The following is a 23,008-nucleotide window of genomic DNA, read 5'->3' as shown; positions in this document are numbered from 1 at the left end:
TATTCTGCACTATGACACAATTTTCCCTTTGTGACAGACGAATTCCACCTCACGTGTTCTATAATGCGGCCTAAGTTTTCACACCACAGGCAAAACGATCATGACGCAGGATGAACTGAAAAAAGCAGTAGGATGGGCCGCTCTCCAGTATGTACAGCCGGGTACCATTGTCGGTGTCGGTACGGGATCAACCGCGGCACACTTTATCGATGCGCTGGGCACGATGAAGGGGCAAATCGAGGGCGCGGTTTCCAGCTCCGATGCTTCCACGGAAAAGCTGAAAAGCCTCGGCATTACCGTTTTCGATCTCAACGAAGTGGATCGTCTGGGGATTTACGTTGATGGCGCGGATGAAATCAACGGCCACATGCAGATGATCAAAGGCGGCGGCGCGGCGCTGACGCGTGAAAAAATCATCGCCTCCGTTGCGGACAAGTTCATCTGCATCGCGGACGCCTCCAAGCAGGTCGATATTCTGGGTAATTTCCCGCTGCCGGTGGAAGTGATCCCGATGGCCCGTAGCGCGGTTGCCCGTCAGCTGGTGAAGCTGGGCGGTCGTCCGGAATATCGTCAGGGCGTAGTCACTGATAACGGTAACGTGATCCTCGACGTTCACGGTCTGGAAATCCTTGATGCTATCGCGCTGGAAAATGCCATCAACGGCATTCCAGGCGTAGTGACCGTAGGGCTATTCGCCAACCGTGGCGCGGATGTGGCGCTGATCGGTACCGCTGACGGTGTGAAAACCATCGTAAAATGATCTGACGGGGGGAGTCCTCCCCCCGCTAAAAAATTTTTGAAAAGCTAAATTCGGTGACTTGTGTCACGTTTTTACGCCTCTTTTGCCGATCCTGCCGCATTCACAAATTTCTGTAGCATTTTCCTCTGTCATTTTACCCTGTATGACTTTTCTTCAGAGTGCCGACGCAAACGTTCATATTGCTGCAATAGTTTTTTTTGATATGTTGGCTATAGCGGATTTAAATCCAGCACAACATCAGTTCAGATAAAATACAGGGTCGGGTAAATGGCAAAGGTATCACTGGAGAAAGACAAGATTAAATTCCTGCTGGTAGAAGGCGTGCATCAGAAAGCGCTTGATAGCCTTCGTGCAGCGGGTTACACCAACATCGAATTTCACAAAGGCGCGCTGGACACCGAAGAGCTGAAAGCGGCCATCCGTGATGCCCACTTCATTGGTCTGCGATCCCGTACCCACCTGACTGAAGATGTAATTGCTGCGGCGGAAAAACTGGTTGCCATTGGCTGTTTCTGTATCGGCACCAATCAGGTCGATCTGAATGCAGCCGCCAAACGCGGTATTCCAGTGTTCAACGCCCCGTTCTCCAACACTCGTTCCGTGGCGGAGTTAGTGATTGGCGAGTTGTTGCTGCTGCTACGCGGTATCCCTGAAGCTAACGCCAAAGCACACCGCGGTGTCTGGAATAAACTGGCAGCGGGGTCATATGAAGCCCGTGGTAAAAAACTGGGTATCATTGGTTATGGTCACATTGGTACTCAACTGGGGATTCTGGCTGAATCTCTCGGGATGCATGTCTATTTTTACGATATTGAAAGCAAGCTGCCTCTGGGTAACGCGACGCAGGTTCAGCACCTGTCTGATCTGCTGAACATGAGCGACGTGGTGAGCCTCCACGTGCCGGAAAATGCCTCCACCAAAAACATGATGGGCGCGGAAGAGCTGGCGCTGATGAAGCCGGGCTCACTGCTGATCAACGCCGCGCGCGGCACGGTTGTCGATATCCCGGCACTGGCGGATGCGCTGAAGCGTAAGCATCTGGCGGGTGCGGCCATCGACGTCTTCCCGACGGAGCCTGCGACCAACAGCGATCCGTTTAATTCTCCGCTGTGCGAGTTCGATAACGTGATCCTGACGCCACACATTGGCGGCTCGACCCAGGAAGCGCAGGAGAACATCGGTCTGGAAGTGGCGGGTAAACTGAGCAAATATTCTGACAACGGTTCTACGCTCTCTGCGGTGAACTTCCCGGAAGTGTCTCTGCCGCTGCACGGTGGTCGTCGCTTGCTGCACATTCACGAAAACCGTCCGGGTGTGCTGACCGCCATTAACCAGATCTTTGCCGAGCAGAGCGTCAACATCGCCGCGCAGTATCTGCAGACGAATTCTCAGATGGGTTATGTGGTGATTGATATTGAAGCGGATGACGATGTTGCCGAGAAAGCACTGCAGAGCATGAAGGCGCTTCCGGGGACGATTCGCGCGCGTCTGCTGTACTGATTGTGTGGTGTCGGGTGGCGGCTGCGCCACCCGGCTTTATTCTACCAGGTCCAGGTTTTACTGGGCGTCACCACCGCCGGCAGCGGCACATCCCATTTTTCCACCGGCAATGCCTCCACGCCCTGACAATCATGCGCGTAACCCACCGGCTGTAGCCCATACTGTTGCCAGTTTTGCAGCGTCCGGTCGTAAAAGCCGCCGCCCATCCCTAAACGCTGGCCCTGTTCATCAAACGCCACCAGAGGCGTAATCAGCACATCCAGCTGTGACAGCGGCAGCACGTCACGAACATCCAGTTTTGGCTCAGTGATTTTCAGACGATTCACGACCAGCTCGCTGTGCGGGTGGTAGTGCAGAAACAGTAGATTACCTTCGCTAAACGGATGCAGCACTGGCAGGTAAACCTTCTTCCCGGCTCGCCAGAGTTGCTCAATGAGAGGTTGGGTATCCAGCTCGCCATCAAATGAGAGAAACAAGGCGACGGTATGCGCCATCACAACAGGTGGATACGCCATCATGCGAGCGGCAGCCAGCTGGGCAAAATGCGCTTGCTGATCGGGGGTTAACGCACGACGGCGTTGACGAATTAACTGACGAATGTCCTGGCGTGAAGCAGAAACTTCAGGGAATTGAGTCATGGTAGTCGGTAGAAGAAAAGAGAGGGAATCTCCGAGATGCCGCCGCAGGCTGTAACCCTTGAACCCTTGGTTCAAGGTGAATGTGTCGTCATAGTTTTAAGGCTTCTCGGACGGACCGAGCATGCTCACCAACCATGGAGCGCCACATTCTTGTGGTATGAAATATCGGCTCAGGGGACTGGCCCGCTTGCGAACATCTCAGAGAAATTTTGTCTTCACAGTTACTCTACCATAGTCAACTGAGAAGTGTTATTCAAACTTTGGTCCCGGTCTTTCGGGATTGCGACCTTGATCAAGCAATGCCTGTTCTATGGTCTGCTGGAGCATTTTAATGCGCTGCTCCATACTTGCCGCGTAGTCGCGGGTCTTCGCTTTTTCCTGAGTCAGTTCATAGCTGATGTTCAACGCGGCGATGAAAACCAGCTGCTCAGTATTTGTGACTCTAGTGCGTTCTTTTAGATCTTGCAACCGCTGATTCAAATCGTCCGCAGCCTGATTCAGGGCATCCCTTTGTTCAGGTGGACAATTCACTCGCAGTGAACGGCCAAAAATCTGGAGATCGACGGGTTGTGCAGACATGCCACCTTCCTGCTGATTGACTGCGCTGCCTTCGCTTACTGCCCCGGGGGCCGCGAAGGGGCGACACTATAGCTACCCTGATGTGAAGATACAAGCCCTTTTCTGGTATCACCAGGGTCCAAAGTGGTAGCATATCATGAAACTTCCCCCCTTTGATGACGAATGCTCATGTCTATACAGAACGAAATGCCTGGTTACAACGATTTAAACCAGTTACTGAACCAGCAGGGAGTGGGTTTAACCCCTGCCGAAATGCACGGTTTGATCAGTGGCATGCTGTGCGGCGGAAACAGCGACAGCTCATGGCAGCCGCTGATCCACGACCTCACGAACGAAGGGCTGGCGTTTGGTCACGAGCTGGCGGAGGCACTGCGTAAAATGCACGCCGCCATCAGTGATTCACTGGAAGACGATGGCTTCCTTTTTCAGCTTTATCTGCCTGAGGGCGATGACGTAAGCGTGTTTGATCGCGCTGATGCGCTGGCAGGTTGGGTAAACCACTATCTGCTGGGGCTGGGTGTGACACAGCCTAAACTCGATAAAGTGACCGGCGAAGCCGGTGAGGCGATCGACGATCTGCGAAACATTGCACAGCTTGGTTACGATGAAGACGAAGACCAGGAAGAGCTGGAAATGTCTCTCGAAGAGATCATCGAGTATGTGCGCGTGGCGGCGTTGCTGTGCCACGACAACTTTACGCGCTCACAGCCGACCGCGCCGGAAGTCCGCAAACCAACCTTACATTAAGAAAAATAACGCACAGGAGGGTGTCATGGTTATCTCGAATCAAGAGTATTCGCGCCGCCGCCAGGCGCTGCTCGCCAAAATGCAGCCGGGAAGCGCTGCGCTGATTTTTGCCGCGCCCGAAGTAACGCGCAGCGCCGACAGCGAATATCCCTATCGACAGAGCAGCGATTTCTGGTACTTCACCGGCTTTAACGAGCCGGAAGCGGTACTGGTGCTGATTAAAAGCAATGACACCCACAACCACAGCGTGATTTTCAACCGCGTACGCGATCTGACGGCCGAAATCTGGTTTGGCCGCCGCTTAGGCCAGGAGGCCGCGCCGGCGAAGCTGGGCGTTGACCGTGCGCTGGCGTTTAGCGAAATCAATCAGCAGCTCTATCAGTTGTTGAATGGTCTGGATGTGCTTTACCACGCCCAGGGCGAATACGCGTATGCCGATGAAATTGTCTTTACCGCCCTGGATAAGCTGCGCAAAGGCTCGCGGCAGAACCTGTCCGCCCCCGCCACGCTCACAGACTGGCGTCCGGTGGTGCATGAGATGCGCCTGTTCAAGTCTGAAGAAGAGCTGAATTTGATGCGCCGTGCGGGCGAAATCAGCGCGCTGGCGCACACCCGCGCGATGGAGAAATGCCGTCCCGGAATGTTCGAATACCAGCTGGAAGGCGAAATTCACCACGAATTTAACCGCCACGGCGCGCGTTATCCCTCTTACAACACCATCGTTGGCGGCGGAGAAAACGGCTGCATTCTGCATTACACCGAAAACGAAAGCGCGCTGCGCGACGGCGATCTGGTGCTGATTGACGCCGGTTGCGAATATCAGGGCTACGCGGGGGACATCACCCGTACCTTCCCGGTGAACGGTAAATTCTCACCGGCGCAGCGCGCGATTTACGACATTGTTCTGGAATCCCTTGAGGCGGCGCTCAGACTGTATCGTCCGGGTACGTCCATCCAGGAAGTGACCGGCGAAGTGGTGCGCATCATGATTACCGGTCTGGTCAGGCTCGGTATCCTGAAAGGGGATGTAGACACTCTGATTGCTGAAAATGCACATCGACCGTATTTTATGCACGGCCTGAGCCACTGGTTAGGGCTGGATGTGCATGATGTGGGGGCGTATGGCGCAGAGCGTTCGCGCGTGCTGGAGCCGGGCATGGTATTAACCGTAGAGCCTGGGCTGTATATCGCACCTGATGCCGATGTGCCTGAAGAGTACCGCGGGATTGGCATCCGCATTGAAGACGATATCGTCATTACCGAAAGCGGCAACGAGAACCTGACGGCCAGCGTGGTCAAAAATGCTGACGATATCGAGGCGCTGATGGCAGCGGCACACAAATGAGCGTGATTATTGTTGGCGGCGGAATGACGGGGGCCACGCTGGCACTCGCTATTTCGCACATGACACAGGGGAAACTCCCGGTGCATCTGGTGGAGGCCGTTGCTCCAGAGGCTTCAGACCACCCCGGTTTTGATGCCCGCGCCATTGCGCTGGCGCAGGGGACATGTCAGCAACTGTCGCGAATTGGTATCTGGCAGGCAATTGCCGACTGTGCGACGGCGATCAACACCGTTCATGTTAGCGATCGCGGTCATGCGGGTTTTGTCACGCTGGATGCGCAGGATTATCGTATCGATGCCCTGGGGCAGGTCGTTGAGCTGCACGACGTCGGATTACGTCTGTTCCGTCAGCTCCAGGATGCACCAGGCGTCACGCTGCATTGTCCGGCGCGTGTAGCCGGTTTTAGGCGCACTGAAGGGGCGGTCAGTGTAACGCTGGAAAATGGCACTGTTCTTGAAGGCCAGCTTCTGGTTGCCGCAGATGGTTCTCGATCCGCGCTCGGTACCCAGTGTGGTATCGAGTGGCGTCAGCAGGCTTATGGGCAGGTGGCGGTCATCGCGAATGTCTCCACGGCCGGAGCGCACAGCGGCAGGGCGTTTGAACGTTTTACACAGTATGGCCCGCTGGCGATGCTGCCGATGTCGAACGGACGCTGCTCGCTGGTGTGGTGCCATCCCCAGAGTAAGTCTGAAGAGATTCAGTCCTGGTCTGACGAACGTTTTTGCACTGAGTTGCAAAAAGCCTTTGGCTGGCGGCTGGGGCGTATCACCCATGCCGGCCAGCGGGCGGTCTACCCGCTTTCGTTGACTACGGCGTCTCAGTCCATCTCGCATCGTGTCGTGCTAGTGGGTAATGCCGCGCAGACGCTGCATCCGATTGCGGGTCAGGGCTTTAACCTCGGGTTACGTGATGTCATGAGCCTTGCTGAAACCCTTTCGCAAGCGTGGGGTGAGCAAAAAGATTGCGGTGCGTACTCAGTGTTAAGCCATTACCAGAAGCGACGTCAGGCGGATAAAGAGGCGACGATTGGTGTCACTGATGGCCTGGTTCATCTTTTTGCCAATCGCTGGGCGCCGCTGGTTGCGGGCCGTAACCTCGGGCTGATGGCGATGGAATTATTCATTCCGGCACGTGACGTGCTGGCGCAGCGGACCCTTGGTTGGGTCGCGCGTTAAGGAGTTATCACCGTGCAAAATGTTGATGTCGCCATCGTTGGCGGCGGAATGGTTGGACTGGCGCTGGCCTGTGGTTTACAGGGCAGCGGCCTGCGCGTGGCCGTGCTGGAGCAAAAGCAGCCCCAGCGTGTCGCACAGGATGCGCCGCCGGAACTCCGCGTCTCGGCAATTAATGCGGCCAGCGAAAAGCTGCTGACGCGTCTTGGTGTCTGGTCAGATATCGTGGCGCAGCGTGTCAGTTGCTATCACGGCATGGAAGTATGGGATAAAGACAGCTTTGGTCATATCGCTTTTGATGACGAAAGTATGGGATATAGCCATCTCGGTCACATCATCGAGAATGCCGTTATCCATCATGCGCTGTGGCAAAAAGCGCAGTCATGTAACGATGTTACCCTGATGGCACCTGCTCAAATCCAGCAGGTCGCGTGGGGTGAAAACGAGGCGTTTATCACCCTGCAAAGCGGCGACATGTTGACTGCACGTCTGGTCGTTGGCGCTGATGGTGCGAACTCCTGGCTGCGTAATAAAGCCGATATTCCGCTGACGTTCTGGGATTATCGTCATCATGCTCTGGTGGCGACGATCCGCACTGAAGAGCCGCACGGCGGTGTCGCGCGTCAGATCTTCCACAATGACGGCATTCTGGCCTTCCTGCCGTTAAGCGATCCGCATCTGTGCTCGATTGTCTGGTCCCTGGTGCCAGAAAAAGCGCAGCTGATGCAGGAGGCCACGCCAGATGCGTTCAACCAGGCACTGTGTATGGCGTTTGATAACCGTCTTGGGTTATGCACGCTTGAGAGCGAGCGTCTGGTGTTTCCGTTAACCGGACGCTACGCGCGTCAGTTTGCGGCTCACCGTCTGGCGCTGGTGGGGGATGCGGCACACACAATTCATCCGCTGGCCGGGCAGGGCGTTAACCTTGGCTTTATGGATGCGGCAGAGCTGGTTGAAGAACTGCGTCGTCTGCATCGTGAAGGGAAAGACATTGGTCAGCATCTGTATCTGCGTCGCTATGAGCGTAGCCGCAAGCACAGCGCGGCAATGATGCTGGCGGGTATGCAGGGTTTCCGTGAGTTGTTTGCCGGTGCCAATCCGGCGAAAAAACTGCTACGCGACATCGGCCTCAAGCTCGCTGATACGCTTCCCGGCGTTAAACCTCAGCTTCTTCGTCAGGCGATGGGTCTTAACGACCTACCGGACTGGCTACGCTAATTTAGAACCCCGTCACATTTTATTTTCCCGGCCTCTGTGCCGGGGAAATTCCCTCGTTTGAAATATTCTAATTTCACCTCATTTTTCGCATTAGATAATCTAATCTGGCTGATTTTATGTTACGGAAATTTGGCCCATTTTTCCGCAGGAAATATCACCACGTGCTAAATCCTGTTAGAACATTGTTAATTTTGTGCGGGGTTAATCGCATTTTTCCAGTGAATAACTCTGTAGGCTTTTCAGCGTTTTTTGGTCATAAGCTAATGTGATGACCCATTTTACCTTATGGTTAATCGCCGGTTTCGGTGGTAAGTTCAGGTAAAAGAGAACGTTTGCGTCGGCCCCTGAAAACGAGGCTGATACCGGGTTTCACGGTGAATTTTTCAACGAGGACAAGATGGCTCAACAGACTCCTTTGTACGAACAACACGTGTTATGCGGCGCCCGCATGGTGGACTTCCATGGCTGGATGATGCCGCTGCACTACGGCTCGCAGATTGATGAGCACCACGCGGTGCGCACCGATGCCGGTATGTTCGACGTGTCCCACATGACGATTGTCGATCTGCGCGGTAGCCGCACCCGGGAGTTTTTACGTTATCTGCTGGCAAACGACGTCGCCAAACTCAAGACGCCGGGTAAAGCGCTCTATACCGGCATGCTAAATGCCTCCGGCGGCGTGATTGACGACCTCATCGTCTATTACTTCACAGAAGATTTCTTCCGCCTCGTTGTTAACTCCGCTACCCGCGAAAAAGACCTCACCTGGATTACCCAACACGCTGAACCTTACGCCATCGACATCACCGTTCGTGACGATCTGTCGTTGATTGCCGTACAGGGCCCGAACGCCCAGGCGAAAGCCGCATCTCTGTTCAGCGACGAGCAGCGTAAAGCGACTGAAGGCATGAAGCCGTTCTTCGGCGTGCAGGCAGGTGATTTGTTTATCGCTACCACCGGCTACACCGGTGAAGCGGGTTACGAAATTGCGATGCCAAATGAGAAAGCCGCAGATTTCTGGCGTGCGCTGGTGGAAGCCGGTGTGAAGCCAGCGGGTCTGGGCGCACGTGATACGTTGCGTCTGGAAGCGGGTATGAACCTTTACGGTCAGGAGATGGATGAAGGAGTCTCTCCGCTGGCGGCCAATATGGGCTGGACCATCGCGTGGGAACCTGCTGAACGTGAATTTATTGGCCGTGAAGCACTGGAAATTCAGCGTGAGAAGGGCACTGAACAACTGGTGGGTCTGGTGATGACCGAGAAAGGCGTACTGCGTGGTGAACTGCCGGTGCGTTTTACCGATGCTGATGGCAATCCGCGTGAAGGCGTGATCACCAGCGGTACCTTCTCCCCGACGCTGGGCTACAGTATTGCACTGGCACGCGTGCCTGCAGGCATTGGCGAAACGGCGGTAGTACAAATCCGCAACCGTGAAATGCCGGTCAACGTGACCAAACCGATTTTTGTTCGCGCCGGTAAGCCGGTCGCCTAATCATTTTTATCAGGAGAAATTCAATGAGCAATGTGCCAGCAGAACTGAAATACAGCAAAGAACACGAATGGCTGCGCAAAGAGGCGGACGGCACTTACACCGTAGGGATCACCGAGCACGCACAAGAGCTGCTGGGCGACATGGTGTTTGTTGATCTGCCAGAAGTGGGCACGACCGTAGGTGCAGGCGATGACTGCGCTGTGGCGGAGTCCGTAAAAGCGGCATCTGACATCTACGCCCCTGTGAGCGGCGAAATCGTTTCCGTCAACGACGCGCTGAGCGACTCCCCGGAGCTGGTGAACAGCGAGCCTTATGAAGGCGGCTGGATCTTCAAGATCAAAGCCAGCGACGAAGCGGAAGTTGCTGCACTGCTGGATGCGACCGCGTACGAAGCACTGCTAGAAGACGAGTAATTGTTAATCCCCCTCTCCCTTCGGGAGAGGGCAGGGGTGAGGGTGCTCATCTTCCCCTCACCCTAACCCTCTCCCTGTGGGAGAGGGAACTTAAATTCACTGCACGTTTCAGGAACCATCGCTCATGACACAGACTTTAAGCCAGCTTGAAAACCGTGGCGCCTTCATTGAACGTCACATTGGGCCGGATGCTCAGCAACAGCAGGAGATGCTGAAGACAGTTGGCGCGGATTCATTAAACGCACTGATCGGCCAGATTGTGCCAAAAGATATCCAGCTTGCCACGCCGCCTCAGGTGGGGGAAGCCACTACGGAGTTCGCCGCACTGGCGGAGCTGAAGGCCATTGCCGGCCTGAACAAGCGCTACAAGTCTTACATTGGCATGGGCTACACCAACGTGCAGTTACCGCCGGTTATCCTGCGCAATATGCTGGAAAATCCAGGCTGGTACACCGCTTATACACCTTATCAGCCAGAAGTGTCTCAGGGCCGTCTGGAAGCGCTGCTGAATTTCCAGCAGGTAACGCTGGATCTGACTGGCCTCGATATCGCTTCCGCGTCTCTGCTGGATGAAGCGACTGCCGCGGCAGAAGCCATGGCAATGGCCAAACGCGTAAGCAAGCTGAAAAATGCGAACCGCTTCTTCGTGGCCGCCGATGTTCATCCGCAAACCCTGGACGTTGTTCGCACCCGTGCGGAAACCTTCGGTTTTGACGTGATTGTCGACGATGCAGACAAAGTGCTGGATCATCAGGACGTCTTCGGCGTGCTGCTGCAGCAGGTAGGCACCACCGGTGAAGTTCACGACTACAGCGCACTGATTGCCGAGCTGAAATCCCGCAAAGTTGTTGTCAGCGTCGCCGCTGATTTTATGGCGCTGGTATTGCTGACTGCGCCGGGCAAACAGGGCGCGGATATTGTCTTCGGCTCTGCACAGCGCTTCGGTGTGCCGATGGGCTACGGTGGCCCACACGCGGCGTTCTTCGCTGCAAAAGATGAATTCAAACGCTCCATGCCGGGCCGTATTATCGGGGTCTCAAAAGACGCTGCCGGTAACACTGCGCTGCGCATGGCGATGCAGACTCGTGAGCAGCATATCCGCCGCGAGAAAGCGAACTCCAACATTTGTACCTCGCAGGTTCTGCTGGCCAACATCGCCAGCCTGTACGCGGTCTTCCACGGTTCGGTTGGCCTAAAACGTATTGCCAGCCGTATTCACCGCCTGGCGGATATTCTGGCCTGCGGCCTGCAACAGAAAGGCCTCAAGCTGCGTCATGCCCATTACTTTGACACGCTGTGTGTTGAAGTGGCAGACAAAGCAGCAGTACTGGCGCGTGCGGATGCCGCGGAGATCAACCTGCGCAGCGATATTCACAATGCGGTCGGTATTACGCTGGATGAAAGCACCACCCGCGACGATATCCTGAACCTGTTTAACGTGTTGCTGGGTGATGCACACTGCCTGGACATTGATACGCTCGATAAAGAGGTTGCCCTCGACAGCCGTTCTATCCAGCAAAGCATGCTGCGTGATGATGCGATCCTGACGCATCCGGTCTTCAATCGCTACCACAGCGAAACCGAGGTGATGCGCTATATGCACTCTCTGGAGCGCAAAGATCTGGCGCTGAATCAGGCGATGATCCCTCTGGGCTCTTGCACCATGAAGTTGAACGCCGCTGCTGAGATGATCCCTATCACCTGGCCTGAGTTCTCTGAACTGCACCCGTTCTGCCCACCAGAGCAGGCGGAAGGTTATCACCTGATGATCAATCAGCTTTCTGACTGGCTGGTGAAGCTGACGGGGTATGACGCGCTCTGCATGCAGCCAAACTCCGGTGCGCAGGGTGAATATGCTGGTCTGCTGGCGATTCGTCATTATCACGAAAGCCGTAACGAAGGGCATCGTGATATCTGCCTGATCCCAAGCTCTGCACACGGTACCAACCCGGCCTCTGCCCAGATGGCGGGCATGGAAGTGGTGGTGGTTGCTTGCGATAAGAACGGTAACATTGACCTCGCGGACCTGCGTGCAAAAGCCGAACAGGCTGGCGACAAGCTCTCCTGCATCATGGTGACCTACCCGTCTACTCACGGTGTGTATGAAGAGACAATCCGTGAAGTGTGCGAAGTAGTGCATCAGTTTGGCGGCCAGGTTTACCTCGACGGCGCGAACATGAACGCCCAGGTTGGCATTACCTCTCCGGGCTTTATCGGCGCGGATGTGTCGCACCTGAACCTGCATAAAACTTTCTGCATTCCGCACGGCGGTGGCGGCCCGGGCATGGGGCCAATCGGCGTAAAAGCGCACCTGGCACCGTTTGTTCCGGGTCACAGCGTAGTGCAAATCGAAGGGATGCTCACCCGTCAGGGCGCGGTCTCTGCGGCACCGTTTGGTAGCGCCTCTATTCTGCCAATCAGCTGGATGTACATCCGCATGATGGGTGCAGAAGGGCTGAAGCAGGCAAGCCAGGTGGCGATCCTGAACGCCAACTATATTGCGACTCGCCTGAAGTCTGCTTTCCCGGTGCTCTATACCGGCCGTGATGGTCGCGTGGCGCACGAGTGCATTCTGGATATTCGTCCACTGAAAGAGCAGAGCGGCATCAGCGAACTGGATATCGCCAAGCGTCTGATCGACTACGGATTCCACGCCCCGACTATGTCGTTCCCGGTAGCGGGTACGCTGATGGTGGAGCCAACGGAGTCCGAAAGCAAAGCCGAGCTGGACCGCTTTATTGATGCGATGCTGGCGATCCGCATGGAGATCGATCGCGTGCTGGACGGCGAGTGGACGCTGGAAGATAACCCGCTGGTTAACGCACCGCACACCCAGCATGAGATGGTGGCAGAGTGGAACCACGGTTATTCCCGCGAACTGGCGGTCTTCCCGGCAGGTGTGGCAAACAAATACTGGCCGACCGTGAAGCGTCTTGATGACGTGTACGGCGACCGCAACCTGTTCTGCTCCTGCGTGCCGATGAGCGAATACCAGTAATATTGTTGGTGTAGTAACCCAGGCCGGGTAAGGCGTAGCCGCCACCCGGCTTTTTTATTGGGAGAAGCGTATGAGCATTGCACTTGTAACAGGCGCCAGCCGCGGCATCGGGAAAGCCACCGCGCTGCAACTGGCACGCGAAGGCTATACCGTAGCGGTGAATTATCAGCACAACATTAAAGCCGCGACGGACGTCATCAGGCAGATCGTTGAAGCGGGCGGTAAAGCCTTTGCCGTCCGCGCAGATATCAGCGATGAAGCTCAGGTGATGGCGATGTTCGACAGCCTCGATCGTGACGGTGAGCCGCTTTGTGCGCTGGTCAATAATGCGGGGATTCTGTTTGAGCAATCTACTATCGAAAATCTCTCCGCTGAGCGCATTAACCGCGTCCTGGCGACCAACGTTACGGGCTACTTCCTCTGCTGCCGGGAAGCGGTGAAGCGTATGTCCTTCAAACATGGCGGCAAGGGTGGGGCGATCGTGAATGTCTCTTCCGCGGCGTCCCGGCTCGGCGCGCCGGGAGAATATGTGGATTATGCCGCGTCCAAGGGGGCGGTGGATTCGCTGACAACCGGGTTAGCGCTCGAGGTAGCGGCGCAGGGCATTCGCGTAAACTGCGTGCGACCGGGACTGATTTATACCGATATCCACGCCTCAGGCGGGGAACCGGGGCGCGTGGATCGCGTGAAATCGTTGCTGCCGATGCAGCGCGGCGGCCAGCCGGAAGAGGTGGCGCAGGCGATTGTCTGGCTGCTGAGCGAGAAGGCGTCGTACGTCACGGGCAGTTTTATAGAGCTGGCTGGCGGGAAATAAATGCCGGGTAGCGTCATGCCACCCGGAAAAAATTACAGCGCCTCGCCGTTGCTGGCAATCACGCCTTTATACCACTCGAAGCTTTTCTTACGGGAACGCGACATGTCGCCAGTACCGTCGTCGTGTTTGTTCACATAGATAAAGCCGTAGCGCTTGCTGTACTGGCCGGTGGTGAACGACACGCAGTCGATGCAGCCCCACGGGGTATACCCCATAAGATCCACACCATCGTGCGTGACCGCCTTCATCATTTCTTCCACGTGAGCACGCAAATAGTCGATGCGATAGTCGTCGTTGATGCTGCCGTCTTCTTCTACTTTGTCGTATGCGCCAAAACCGTTTTCTACGATAAACAGCGGTTTCTGATAACGCTCGTACAGCTCGCACAGGGAATAACGCAGGCCAACCGGATCAATCTGCCAGCCCCAGTCAGATGCTTTCACATGTGGGTTTGGTACGCTGCCCTCGAAGCCGGAAATGGCATCACCGGTGCCGCCTTCCGCTTTCACGGCGTTGGTCATGTAATAGCTGAAACCTAAGAAGTCACAGGTTCCTTCACGCAGGATCTCTTCGTCACCCGCTTCCATTTTGATGGAGAAACCACGGCGTTCCCACTCGTTCAGCACATAAGATGGGTAGTAACCACGCAGCTGGACGTCGGTAAAGACATAGCGCTCGCGCATGGATTCCTGAGCAAACATCACATCTTCTGGTTTGCAGGAGAATGGATAGAGTGCAACCATCGCCAGCATGCAGCCGACTTTCATCTCTGGGTTAATACGACGGGCGGCTTTTACCGCCAGAGCGCTGGCCACGAACTGGTGGTGCAGCACCTGATACATGGTTTCTTCCGGGTTGTCGTGCTCGGTATAGACCACCCCAGAGCAGCAGTAGCCGAACAGCGGCGCGCGCCAGTTGCGCTGGTTGTTGATTTCGTTAAAGGTCATCCAGTATTTGACCTTGTTTTTGTAGCGCTCAAATACCACTTCCGCGAAGCGCACAAAGAAATCGACCACTTTACGGTTAGTCCAGCTGCCATACTCCTGAACCAGATGCAGCGGCATTTCGAAGTGGGAGAGGGTGATGACCGGCTCGATGTTGTATTTGAGCAGCTCGTCGAACATGTCGTCGTAGAACTTCAGCCCTTCTTCGTTTGGCTGCGTCTCATCCCCTTTCGGGAAGATGCGCGTCCAGGCGATAGAGGTACGGAAGCACTTGAAGCCCATTTCCGCAAACAGCTTGATGTCTTCTTTGTAGTGACCGTGGAAATCAATCGCTTCATGGTTTGGGTAGTATTTACCCGGCACCACTTCCCGGGTGATTTCTCGCGGAACGCCGTGTGCGCCACCGGTCAATACGTCGCAGATGCTTGGCCCTTTACCGCCTTTGTTCCAGCCGCCTTCAACCTGGTGAGCGGCAACTGCGCCACCCCATAAAAAATCTTTTGGTAAGGTCAATTTTTTCATCATTACTATTCTCAATATATGGCTTATTGATTTCGAGTCTAGCAAAGTGAAATTAAATGTCACGATATAACAATTTGTGTGAAATGTGATTTGTCACATCAAAAAAACAGGGTGTTTTATTCTGTCAATTTCTTCGCCAGTTTGCGGCCGAGAGATTCCAGAATATAGATAACGGGGATTTGCGTGGTGATATCATAAACGCCCCCAATACGCGTCTGGGGGACATGCCATGAGAGATTAAAGTCTGCCAGCTTTGCCAGACGCGAGTGTTCGTGGCTGGTAATGGAGAGCACCTTGCAGTGATGCAGGCTGAACTGGCTGGCGAAACGCAGGATCTCCTCAGTCTCACCGGAGACAGAAAGCACAATCGCCAGCGCATTTTTAGCCATATCATTGGTGACCGGGAAATAAGGATCGTCGATATGGTTGCTGAATTTACCAATATTTGAAAAGAAACGTGCGCCATATTTTGCCAGAGAGCCTGAAGTACCCGCACCGACAAATATAATTCGCTCAGAAGACAAAATAATATCTACCGCGTTATCTAATAACGCATCGAACTCTTCATTATTCACGCTTTTAAAGAAGCTGATAATTTCGCTGGTACCGAAGTTTGCCTGCTGGGGCTCGTTTTGCTCCAGATAGAGTTTGAAGCGTACGCGAAATTCAGAATAACCTTCGCAGTTGAGCTTGCGGCAAAAGCGCAGGATCGTAGTGGTTGAGACACCAGCCGCGTCCGCCAGCTCGCGGATGGTCATGTACATGACTTTGTCACGATTTTTAATGACATAGTTGTAGACCATCATCTCCAGGTTATTGAGACTGGCAATGGCGGCGTGGGTGAACATACTCACAATGGCAAAACTCTCATTCGGACCTCATCTGTCCATCATAACATGCAGCCAGAAGGCAGGATCCAATTTTATGCTATTGATTCATAATGACTAAATTTTTATGTGAACAAATGTTAGGTGAATAAATTATTTATATATATGATTTTCATGAATAAAATTTATGGTGAAAATATTTTAGCTAACAGGTGTTCACTGGAATCATTCTCAGTTAGCATAGTCATGCGATGAATAATCATCTTTTGTTTTCCCGGAGTTTTGTATGGCGAGCAGACCATTAATCGCACAGGGATATTCGCTGGCTGAGGAAATAGCCAACAGCATCAGCCACGGTATTGGCCTGGTGTTTGGGATTGTCGGTTTAGTATTATTGCTGGTGCAGGCGGTAGACACCAATGCCAGCGCGATGGCCATTACCAGCTATAGCCTGTATGGCGGGAGTATGATCCTGCTGTTTCTGGCTTCTACGCTGTATCACGCAATTCCGCATCAACGGGCCAAGATGTGGCTTAAGAAATTTGACCACTGTGCCATCTATCTTCTTATTGCCGGTACCTATACGCCTTTTCTGCTGGTGGGGCTCGATTCACCGCTCGCCCGCGGCCTGATGATTGTTATCTGGAGCCTGGCACTGCTGGGGATCCTGTTTAAGCTGACGATTGCCCACCGGTTTAAGATATTGTCACTGGTGACCTATTTGACGATGGGCTGGCTGTCGCTGATTGTGGTTTATCAGTTGGCAATCAAACTGGCTGCGGGTGGGGTAACATTGCTGGCTGTTGGCGGGGTGGTTTATTCGCTGGGCGTGATTTTCTACGTTTGCAAGCGTATCCCTTACAACCACGCTATCTGGCACGGTTTTGTACTGGGCGGTAGCGTGTGTCATTTCCTGGCGATTTATTTGTACGTCGGGCAGGTGTAGTTTTTAGTCGGGTGGTGGCGGCGCCTTACCCGACCTACGGGATCTGTAGGCCCGGTAAGAGCAGCGCCACCGGGCGATACAGAATTACTCTTCCAGCGAATACGGTAGTGGCTCAATACTCAATGTATTGGCATCGTCACGCACGCGAAACACGCTATTGGCTTCCATGTCATTATTCATAACGGCCTGAACAAGAAGACGGCCATCTTCCAGCTGTACGGCTGCTAACACGGTGCCGGTGCGGCGCCAGTTATCACCCATCTTCAGCTCTAAATCTTCGCCCGCTTCAGGTACACGGCTGGCATGACCCGCCAGTGTCCACAGCGCACGTTTGTTTGCCCCGCGGAATTTTGCACGAGCCACCATCTCCTGGCCGGTGTAACAGCCTTTCTTAAAGCTGATACCGCCCAGAGCCTGGAGGTTGGTTGCCTGAGGAATAAACTGCGCGCTGTTTGCTGCGTCAATCACCGGCAGACCTGCTTCAATGTTCAGTGCCAACCACTGCTGACTGTTGTTGAACTGAGCCTCACCGCGTAGCGCCTCGGTCACGCGCTCTGCTGTGGCGGCATCCGTCACTAACAGGAAACGCTCCTCCGGGTGTTCGAACCACAGGATAGAGGTAGCACCTTCGCTGACTACCTGTTTTTCTGCATCGGGCAATTCGCTGAACAGATTTTTCAGCGCGGCACGCGCCTGAAAACCCGCCACACCCAGCAGGATATGTTCGTCGTCCGGGGCAATCGCGACTTTGGAAAAGACGGCGTACTTTTTCAGCTCTTTGAGTTGGGCGTCTTGCAGGCTACGGCGCTCAATAAAGGCAAAGCCGTCCTGACGGCGGAAGAGACGCAGGTTGCTCCACATTTTGCCTTTAGGGTCGCAATGTGCGGCCAGCAGGTGCTGGTGTTCAGTCATCTGGCTGACATCGGCGGTCACCTGACCCTGCAAGTATTTTTCGGCATCGGCACCGGTGAGTGTTGCCAGCGCCCAGTCATCAAGAGAAATAAGCGTCAGCGGCAGACGCGCAGAGGCGGCGGGCTGGCGAGGAGAAAATGGTGTAAATGCCATAACGATATCCTGAATTGCTTAACGCTTTGATAATGCCTAATGGTAAAAGAGCCTGCTGGCAATGCAAGCGCTTTCAGCAGACCATTTGTGCCATAAACCGGTTCTGCGTAACGCCACGCAAAATAGTGTAATCCGCTGTCTTCGTGGGGTTTATTCTGGAAGCCTGCTTGTAGATCGCAAGATTCCAGTAAAGAAACGGTCAAAAACACGTTACACTAGCTGGTGTCCCCGTAGCGAAATCAAGAACACTGAACGGGGTACCGACTGTGCCAAACGTAATGCAGGAAACAGAACATGGATATTAACAACAAGGCCCGTATTCACTGGGCATGCCGTCGCGGCATGCGTGAACTTGATATTTCCATCATGCCTTTCTTCGAATATGAGTATGACAGCTTAAGCGATGATGATAAGCGTCTGTTTGTTCGCCTGCTTGAGTCTGACGATCCAGATTTATTCAACTGGCTGATGAACCACGGCAAACCCGCCGACACCGAGTTGCAACGGATGGTGCAATTAATTCAAACACGGAATCGGGAACGTGGTCCTGTGGCAATCTGATCTTCGCGTCTCGTGGCGTTCTCAGTGGATGTCTTTATTGCTCCACGGCCTGGTTGCGGCCATTGTATTACTGATGCCATGGCCGTTGAGCTATACGCCTCTGTGGCTGCTGTTACTGTCATTTGTCGTTTTTGACAGCGTACGCAGCCAGCGTCGCATTAATGCCCGTCAGGGAGAAATTAAACTCCTGATGGATTCCCGCCTGCGCTGGCAGGGTAAAGAGTGGGATATTCTCGGGATGCCCTGGATGCTCAACTCCGGCATGATGTTACGGTTACGCAATGTGGACGGTGGGCGTTGTCAGCATCTGTGGTTGGCGGCTGACAGTATGGATGCTTCAGAGTGGCGAGACCTGCGCCGGATGTTATTGCAACAGTCGACGCAGGAGTAAAGTGCGTTAGCTAAACTGTTCTGCCATTTCGCCCAGAATCTGCTCGCACCAGGTTTGCAGGCGATCATCGCTGAGATCGTACTGGTTGGTTTCATCCAGCGCGAGTCCAACAAACAGCTCGCCATCGGCAATAATCGGCTTTTTACTGGTGAACTCATACCCTTCGGTTGGCCAGTAGCCGATAAACGTAACGCCTTTCGGTACCAGTTTATCGTGCAACATGCCGAGTGCATCCAGGAACCATTCTCCGTAACCTAATTGATCACCCATGCCGTACATGGCGATAATTTTGCCGCTGAGGTTGAGCGTATCAAGCTGGTCCCAGATAGCTTCCCAGTCTTCCTGTATCTCACCGAAATCCCAGGTTGGGATACCGAGGATCAACACGTCGTACTGCTCCATCAGCGTGAGCGCGTCGTCTTTCAGGTTATGCAACGTCACCAGTTCCGGGCCAATGATGTCGCGAATTTTCTCTGCCGCCATTTCGGTGTAGCAGGTGCTGGAACCATAGAACAGACCAATATTCATCGCGTAACTATCTCAATTCTTGCTTTGACTTTGCGCGTAGTGTACCAGAAACCTGTAGCAATCAGGCATAATGGCCTGACTGCAGAATCAAAGGGGCTGATGTGGAAAAGGATCTCGCACTGATCGAACAGTTTCTCGACGCACTGTGGCTGGAGAAAAATCTGGCTGAGAATACGCTCAGTGCGTACCGGCGCGATCTCACCATGCTGGTGGAGTGGCTGGCTCGTCGGCAGCTCTCGCTGGCGAGCGCGCAAAGCGACGACCTACAGGCACTGCTCGGTGAACGTGTGGAAGGGGGATACAAAGCGACCAGCTCAGCGCGCTTGCTCAGCGCCATGCGTCGGCTGTTCCAGCACCTCTATCGTGAGAAAATTCGCGAAGACGATCCCAGCGCGCTGCTGGCATCCCCGAAACTTCCGCAGCGGCTGCCTAAAGATCTTAGCGAAGCACAAGTTGAGAGATTATTACAGTCACCCGCAGTTGACCTGCCGCTGGAGTTACGCGATAAAGCCATGCTTGAGCTATTGTATGCTACCGGCTTGCGCGTTTCTGAACTGGTTGGCCTGACGATGAGCGACATAAGCCTGCGTCAGGGTGTGGTTCGTGTAATCGGTAAAGGAAACAAGGAAAGGCTGGTACCGCTGGGAGAAGAGGCGGTTTACTGGCTGGAAACGTACCTGGAGCACGGCCGTCCGTGGTTGCTCAATGGTGCTTCTATCGATGTTCTGTTCCCGAGCCAGCGCGCGCAGCAGATGACACGGCAAACGTTCTGGCATCGCATCAAGCATTACGCCACACTGGCGGGTATCGACAGTGAAAAGCTTTCGCCGCACGTATTGCGTCATGCTTTCGCGACGCATCTGTTAAACCACGGCGCTGATTTACGCGTGGTGCAGATGTTGCTGGGGCATAGCGACCTTTCCACGACGCAAATTTATACCCATGTCGCGACGGAACGCCTGCGGCAGCTACACCAACAGCACCACCCTCGTGCGTGAGTGCCGACGAATTGTAACAGGATCAAATATGAAAAAGTCTTTTGCGCTGTTCACCCTGCTGGCAGCCTCATTTACCGGTTTCGCCCATGCGGATGACGCCGCAATCAAACAGTCGCTGGCTAAGCTTGGCGTCACGGGTAGCGATATTCAGCCAGCACCGGTTGCTGGCATGAAAACGGTGCTGACGAGCAGCGGCGTGCTGTATGTCACCGAAGACGGCAAACACATTATTCAGGGGCCAATGTACGATGTGAGCGGCGCGCAGCCGGTAAACGTCACCAACCAGCTGCTGATGAAAAACCTGAACGCGCTCGAAAAAGAGATGATTGTCTACAAAGCGGCGCAGGAAAAACATGTTATTACCGTCTTCACTGACATCACCTGTGGCTACTGCCACAAACTGCATGAAGAGATGAAAGACTACAACGCGCTGGGCATTACCGTGCGTTACCTGGCTTTCCCACGTGCAGGCGTGCAGAGCCAGCCAGAGCAGGATATGAAAGCTATCTGGTGTGCAAAAGACCGCAACAAAGCGTTTGATGATGCGATGAACGGTAAAGCTGTTACACCTGCATCCTGCGACATTGACATTGCCAACCACTATGCACTGGGCGTGCAATTTGGCGTGAGCGGTACGCCGGCGATTGTCCTGAGCAACGGCTATGTTGTTCCAGGTTACCAGGGACCAAAAGAGATGAAAGAGTTCCTCGACGCGCACCAGAAACAGTTTGGTGGTAAATAATCCGCGTGAAAGCCCCAATAAAATTGCGCCGCCGCGAGGTGGCCGAGCAGATTGATTTGCCAGACGATCTTCCACCACTGCTGAAACGGCTCTACGCCAGCCGTGGCGTGCGTACCGCTGAAGATCTTGAGCGGAGCGTGAAAGGGATGCTGCCCTGGCAACAGCTGAATGGCATCGAAAAAGCCGTGGAAATGCTCTACAACGCGTTTCTGGAAGGAACGCGAATCGTGGTGGTGGGGGATTTCGATGCAGACGGAGCAACCAGCACTGCATTAAGTGTACTCAGCCTGCGCGCGCTGGGTTGCAATAACGTGACCTATCTTGTGCCGAACCGGTTTGAAGACGGCTACGGCCTCAGCCCGGAAGTGGTCGATCAGGCTCATGCCCGTGGCGCACAGATGATCATGACCGTGGACAATGGGATCTCTTCTCATGCGGGCGTCGATCATGCCCATAAGCTTGGGATCCCGGTACTGGTCACCGATCACCACCTGCCGGGTGACACACTCCCTGCGGCGGAAGCGATCATCAACCCAAACCTGCGCGACTGCGATTTTCCGTCGAAATCACTGGCGGGTGTGGGGGTGGCGTTTTATCTGATGCTGGCGCTGCGTACGCTGTTGCGTGATAAAGGCTGGTTCGACTCCCGCGGGATTACCGTACCCAATCTCGCCGAGTATCTCGACCTGGTGGCGCTGGGAACAGTCGCGGACGTGGTGCCGCTTGATGCCAATAATCGTATTTTGACCTGGCAGGGTTTAAGCCGCATTCGGGCGGGCAAATGCCGTCCGGGAATTAAGGCCTTGCTGGAGATTGCCAACCGTGACCCGCTCAAACTGGCGGCCAGTGATTTGGGCTTTGCCATCGGACCGCGTTTGAACGCAGCCGGAAGGCTGGACGATATGTCCGTTGGTGTCGCTCTGCTGCTTTGCGACAATATTGGTGAAGCGCGTGTCCTTGCCAATGAACTGGACGCTCTGAACCAGACCCGTAAAGAGATTGAGCAGGGAATGCAGGCAGAAGCGCTGACCTTGTGCGAAAAACTTGAACGGAGTGGCGATACGCTGCCTGGCGGTCTGGCGATGTATCACCCCGAGTGGCATCAGGGCGTAGTAGGCATTCTGGCGTCGCGCATTAAAGAGCGTTTCCACCGCCCGGTGATCGCGTTTGCCCCGGCAGGGGACGGCACGCTGAAAGGCTCCGGTCGTTCGATTCAGGGCCTGCACATGCGCGATGCGCTGGAGCGTCTTGATACGCTTTACCCGAATCTCATGATCAAGTTTGGTGGCCACGCGATGGCAGCAGGCTTGTCGCTGGAAGAGGCGAAATTCGATGAGTTCCAGCGTCTGTTTGGCGAGCTGGTGACCGACTGGATCGACCCGGCCCTGTTGCAAGGGGAAGTAGTATCTGATGGCGAGCTTGCACCCGCTGAGATGACGATGGATGTGGCACAAATGCTCCGCGATGCCGGTCCATGGGGGCAGATGTTCCCGGAACCGTTATTTGACGGCCGTTTCCGTCTGTTGCAACAGCGTATTGTCGGCGAACGCCATCTGAAAGTGATGGTTGAACCCGTGGGCGGAGGTCCGTTGCTGGATGGTATTGCCTTCAACGTTGACACGGCGATATGGCCGGACAACGGCGTGCGCGAGGTTGAGCTGGTGTACAAACTGGACATCAACGAGTTTCGCGGTAACCGCAGCCTCCAGATCATCATCGACAATATCTGGCCAATTTAGCGGCAGTAATCTCTATAAAAAAGGGCGTGGATTCGGTACAATCCCGCTCTTATAACCGCATTTTGACAA

22 protein-coding genes and 1 other RNA gene are annotated in these 23,008 nt (G+C 54.5%); 16 read left to right on the top strand and 7 right to left on the bottom strand.

What is annotated here, in order from left to right; all coding sequences use genetic code 11:
- The first annotated feature begins 100 nt into the window (after window positions 1-100).
- Window positions 101-760: a ribose-5-phosphate isomerase RpiA gene (gene rpiA / locus AAHF05_RS18590; protein WP_003860091.1), complete on the top strand. Its 660-nt coding sequence runs from the start codon at window positions 101-103 to the stop codon at window positions 758-760.
- A gap of 267 nt (window positions 761-1,027) precedes the next feature.
- Window positions 1,028-2,260 carry a phosphoglycerate dehydrogenase gene (gene serA, locus AAHF05_RS18585; RefSeq protein WP_028016965.1) on the top strand — a complete coding sequence of 411 codons (1,233 nt, stop codon included), beginning with the start codon at window positions 1,028-1,030 and terminating at the stop codon, window positions 2,258-2,260.
- Window positions 2,261-2,301: 41 nt separating this feature from the next.
- Here the strand turns inward: serA and AAHF05_RS18580 are convergent, their stop codons facing one another.
- The 3 genes from AAHF05_RS18580 to zapA all read right to left on the bottom strand — a co-directional run bounded on the left by AAHF05_RS18580 (window position 2,302) and on the right by zapA (window position 3,477).
- Window positions 2,302-2,898, bottom strand: a complete 597-nt coding sequence (locus AAHF05_RS18580; protein WP_129323748.1) for a 5-formyltetrahydrofolate cyclo-ligase — start codon at window positions 2,896-2,898, stop codon at window positions 2,302-2,304.
- Between the two features lie 24 nt (window positions 2,899-2,922).
- Window positions 2,923-3,106: non-coding RNA, 6S RNA (ssrS, locus tag AAHF05_RS18575), on the bottom strand.
- Between the two features lie 41 nt (window positions 3,107-3,147).
- Window positions 3,148-3,477 (bottom strand): cell division protein ZapA, encoded by a 330-nt coding sequence (zapA, locus tag AAHF05_RS18570; protein ID WP_006811891.1) that lies wholly within the window; start codon window positions 3,475-3,477, stop codon window positions 3,148-3,150.
- Window positions 3,478-3,645: 168 nt separating this feature from the next.
- Here zapA and AAHF05_RS18565 point away from each other — a divergent pair, with 168 nt between their 5' ends.
- From AAHF05_RS18565 to AAHF05_RS18530, 8 genes are all read left to right on the top strand, one after another.
- Window positions 3,646-4,224, top strand: a complete 579-nt coding sequence (locus AAHF05_RS18565) for a YecA family protein (RefSeq protein WP_028016963.1) — start codon at window positions 3,646-3,648, stop codon at window positions 4,222-4,224.
- 31 nt (window positions 4,225-4,255) lie between these two features.
- Entirely contained in the window at window positions 4,256-5,569 is a 1,314-nt protein-coding gene (pepP, locus tag AAHF05_RS18560) for a Xaa-Pro aminopeptidase (protein WP_129323769.1), read from the top strand.
- Window positions 5,566-6,744 carry a 2-octaprenyl-6-methoxyphenyl hydroxylase gene (gene ubiH / locus AAHF05_RS18555; protein WP_129323747.1) on the top strand — a complete coding sequence of 393 codons (1,179 nt, stop codon included), beginning with the start codon at window positions 5,566-5,568 and terminating at the stop codon, window positions 6,742-6,744. Before pepP ends, ubiH begins: the two co-directional genes overlap by 4 nt.
- Window positions 6,745-6,756: 12 nt before the next feature.
- Window positions 6,757-7,959, top strand: coding sequence for an FAD-dependent 2-octaprenylphenol hydroxylase (ubiI, locus tag AAHF05_RS18550; protein ID WP_028016960.1), 1,203 nt, complete (start codon window positions 6,757-6,759; stop codon window positions 7,957-7,959).
- Window positions 7,960-8,356: 397 nt separating this feature from the next.
- Entirely contained in the window at window positions 8,357-9,451 is a 1,095-nt protein-coding gene (gene gcvT, locus AAHF05_RS18545; RefSeq protein WP_129323746.1) for a glycine cleavage system aminomethyltransferase GcvT, read from the top strand.
- A gap of 23 nt (window positions 9,452-9,474) precedes the next feature.
- Window positions 9,475-9,864, top strand: coding sequence for a glycine cleavage system protein GcvH (gcvH, locus tag AAHF05_RS18540; protein WP_129323745.1), 390 nt, complete (start codon window positions 9,475-9,477; stop codon window positions 9,862-9,864).
- 124 nt (window positions 9,865-9,988) lie between these two features.
- Entirely contained in the window at window positions 9,989-12,862 is a 2,874-nt protein-coding gene (gcvP, locus tag AAHF05_RS18535) for an aminomethyl-transferring glycine dehydrogenase (protein WP_129323744.1), read from the top strand.
- Window positions 12,863-12,932: 70 nt separating this feature from the next.
- Entirely contained in the window at window positions 12,933-13,676 is a 744-nt protein-coding gene (locus tag AAHF05_RS18530; protein WP_028016956.1) for an SDR family oxidoreductase, read from the top strand.
- A gap of 32 nt (window positions 13,677-13,708) precedes the next feature.
- Here AAHF05_RS18530 and bglA read toward each other — a convergent pair whose 3' ends face one another.
- Window positions 13,709-15,142 (bottom strand): 6-phospho-beta-glucosidase BglA, encoded by a 1,434-nt coding sequence (gene bglA / locus AAHF05_RS18525; RefSeq protein ID WP_129323768.1) that lies wholly within the window; start codon window positions 15,140-15,142, stop codon window positions 13,709-13,711.
- A gap of 116 nt (window positions 15,143-15,258) precedes the next feature.
- A complete protein-coding gene (locus tag AAHF05_RS18520) occupies window positions 15,259-15,990 on the bottom strand; it encodes a MurR/RpiR family transcriptional regulator (protein ID WP_129323767.1) in 732 nt (243 codons plus the stop codon).
- 265 nt (window positions 15,991-16,255) lie between these two features.
- Between AAHF05_RS18520 and AAHF05_RS18515 the strand changes: the two genes are divergently transcribed.
- Complete coding sequence (locus AAHF05_RS18515; protein ID WP_028016953.1) at window positions 16,256-16,915, top strand: hemolysin III family protein; 660 nt, start codon at window positions 16,256-16,258, stop codon at window positions 16,913-16,915.
- A gap of 84 nt (window positions 16,916-16,999) precedes the next feature.
- Here AAHF05_RS18515 and ygfZ read toward each other — a convergent pair whose 3' ends face one another.
- Window positions 17,000-17,980, bottom strand: coding sequence for a tRNA-modifying protein YgfZ (ygfZ, locus tag AAHF05_RS18510; RefSeq protein WP_028016952.1), 981 nt, complete (start codon window positions 17,978-17,980; stop codon window positions 17,000-17,002).
- Between the two features lie 294 nt (window positions 17,981-18,274).
- Between ygfZ and sdhE the strand changes: the two genes are divergently transcribed.
- Both sdhE and AAHF05_RS18500 read left to right on the top strand, forming a co-directional pair.
- Window positions 18,275-18,541, top strand: coding sequence for an FAD assembly factor SdhE (sdhE, locus tag AAHF05_RS18505; RefSeq protein WP_010435322.1), 267 nt, complete (start codon window positions 18,275-18,277; stop codon window positions 18,539-18,541).
- Complete coding sequence (locus AAHF05_RS18500; protein WP_028016951.1) at window positions 18,522-18,932, top strand: protein YgfX; 411 nt, start codon at window positions 18,522-18,524, stop codon at window positions 18,930-18,932. Before sdhE ends, AAHF05_RS18500 begins: the two co-directional genes overlap by 20 nt.
- Window positions 18,933-18,938: 6 nt before the next feature.
- Here AAHF05_RS18500 and fldB read toward each other — a convergent pair whose 3' ends face one another.
- The gene (fldB, locus tag AAHF05_RS18495; RefSeq protein ID WP_028016950.1) at window positions 18,939-19,460 is read right to left on the bottom strand and encodes a flavodoxin FldB; all 522 of its coding nucleotides are present in this window, start codon (window positions 19,458-19,460) and stop codon (window positions 18,939-18,941) included.
- Window positions 19,461-19,561: 101 nt separating this feature from the next.
- On the opposite strand from fldB, the gene xerD reads away from it, so the two are divergent.
- The 3 genes from xerD to recJ are packed head-to-tail and all read left to right on the top strand — an operon-like array spanning window position 19,562 to window position 22,939.
- The gene (xerD, locus tag AAHF05_RS18490; protein ID WP_024906583.1) at window positions 19,562-20,458 is read left to right on the top strand and encodes a site-specific tyrosine recombinase XerD; all 897 of its coding nucleotides are present in this window, start codon (window positions 19,562-19,564) and stop codon (window positions 20,456-20,458) included.
- A gap of 28 nt (window positions 20,459-20,486) precedes the next feature.
- Window positions 20,487-21,200 (top strand): bifunctional protein-disulfide isomerase/oxidoreductase DsbC, encoded by a 714-nt coding sequence (gene dsbC / locus AAHF05_RS18485; protein WP_028016948.1) that lies wholly within the window; start codon window positions 20,487-20,489, stop codon window positions 21,198-21,200.
- A gap of 5 nt (window positions 21,201-21,205) precedes the next feature.
- Complete coding sequence (gene recJ / locus AAHF05_RS18480; RefSeq protein WP_129323743.1) at window positions 21,206-22,939, top strand: single-stranded-DNA-specific exonuclease RecJ; 1,734 nt, start codon at window positions 21,206-21,208, stop codon at window positions 22,937-22,939.
- The last annotated feature ends 69 nt before the right edge of the window (window positions 22,940-23,008 follow it).

It is taken from the genome of Enterobacter adelaidei (assembly GCF_041937165.1).
GTDB lineage: Bacteria > Pseudomonadota > Gammaproteobacteria > Enterobacterales > Enterobacteriaceae > Enterobacter > Enterobacter adelaidei.
This window is presented reverse-complemented; position numbering and strand designations above follow the sequence as displayed.

Bases quoted from the DNA above. Each gene is read 5' to 3' on its own strand.
- AAHF05_RS18530 (WP_028016956.1), top strand. From the start codon at position 12,933: ATGAGCATTGCACTTGTAACAGGCGCCAGCCGCGGCATCGGGAAAGCC.
- AAHF05_RS18580 (WP_129323748.1), bottom strand. From the start codon at position 2,898: ATGACTCAATTCCCTGAAGTTTCTGCTTCACGCCAGGACATTCGTCAG.
- zapA (WP_006811891.1), bottom strand. From the start codon at position 3,477: ATGTCTGCACAACCCGTCGATCTCCAGATTTTTGGCCGTTCACTGCGA.
- serA (WP_028016965.1), top strand. From the start codon at position 1,028: ATGGCAAAGGTATCACTGGAGAAAGACAAGATTAAATTCCTGCTGGTA.
- bglA (WP_129323768.1), bottom strand. From the start codon at position 15,142: ATGAAAAAATTGACCTTACCAAAAGATTTTTTATGGGGTGGCGCAGTT.
- fldB (WP_028016950.1), bottom strand. From the start codon at position 19,460: ATGAATATTGGTCTGTTCTATGGTTCCAGCACCTGCTACACCGAAATG.
- rpiA (WP_003860091.1), top strand. From the start codon at position 101: ATGACGCAGGATGAACTGAAAAAAGCAGTAGGATGGGCCGCTCTCCAG.
- AAHF05_RS18565 (WP_028016963.1), top strand. From the start codon at position 3,646: ATGTCTATACAGAACGAAATGCCTGGTTACAACGATTTAAACCAGTTA.
- ubiH (WP_129323747.1), top strand. From the start codon at position 5,566: ATGAGCGTGATTATTGTTGGCGGCGGAATGACGGGGGCCACGCTGGCA.
- dsbC (WP_028016948.1), top strand. From the start codon at position 20,487: ATGAAAAAGTCTTTTGCGCTGTTCACCCTGCTGGCAGCCTCATTTACC.
- AAHF05_RS18520 (WP_129323767.1), bottom strand. From the start codon at position 15,990: ATGTTCACCCACGCCGCCATTGCCAGTCTCAATAACCTGGAGATGATG.
- gcvH (WP_129323745.1), top strand. From the start codon at position 9,475: ATGAGCAATGTGCCAGCAGAACTGAAATACAGCAAAGAACACGAATGG.
- sdhE (WP_010435322.1), top strand. From the start codon at position 18,275: ATGGATATTAACAACAAGGCCCGTATTCACTGGGCATGCCGTCGCGGC.
- ygfZ (WP_028016952.1), bottom strand. From the start codon at position 17,980: ATGGCATTTACACCATTTTCTCCTCGCCAGCCCGCCGCCTCTGCGCGT.
- gcvT (WP_129323746.1), top strand. From the start codon at position 8,357: ATGGCTCAACAGACTCCTTTGTACGAACAACACGTGTTATGCGGCGCC.
- gcvP (WP_129323744.1), top strand. From the start codon at position 9,989: ATGACACAGACTTTAAGCCAGCTTGAAAACCGTGGCGCCTTCATTGAA.
- AAHF05_RS18515 (WP_028016953.1), top strand. From the start codon at position 16,256: ATGGCGAGCAGACCATTAATCGCACAGGGATATTCGCTGGCTGAGGAA.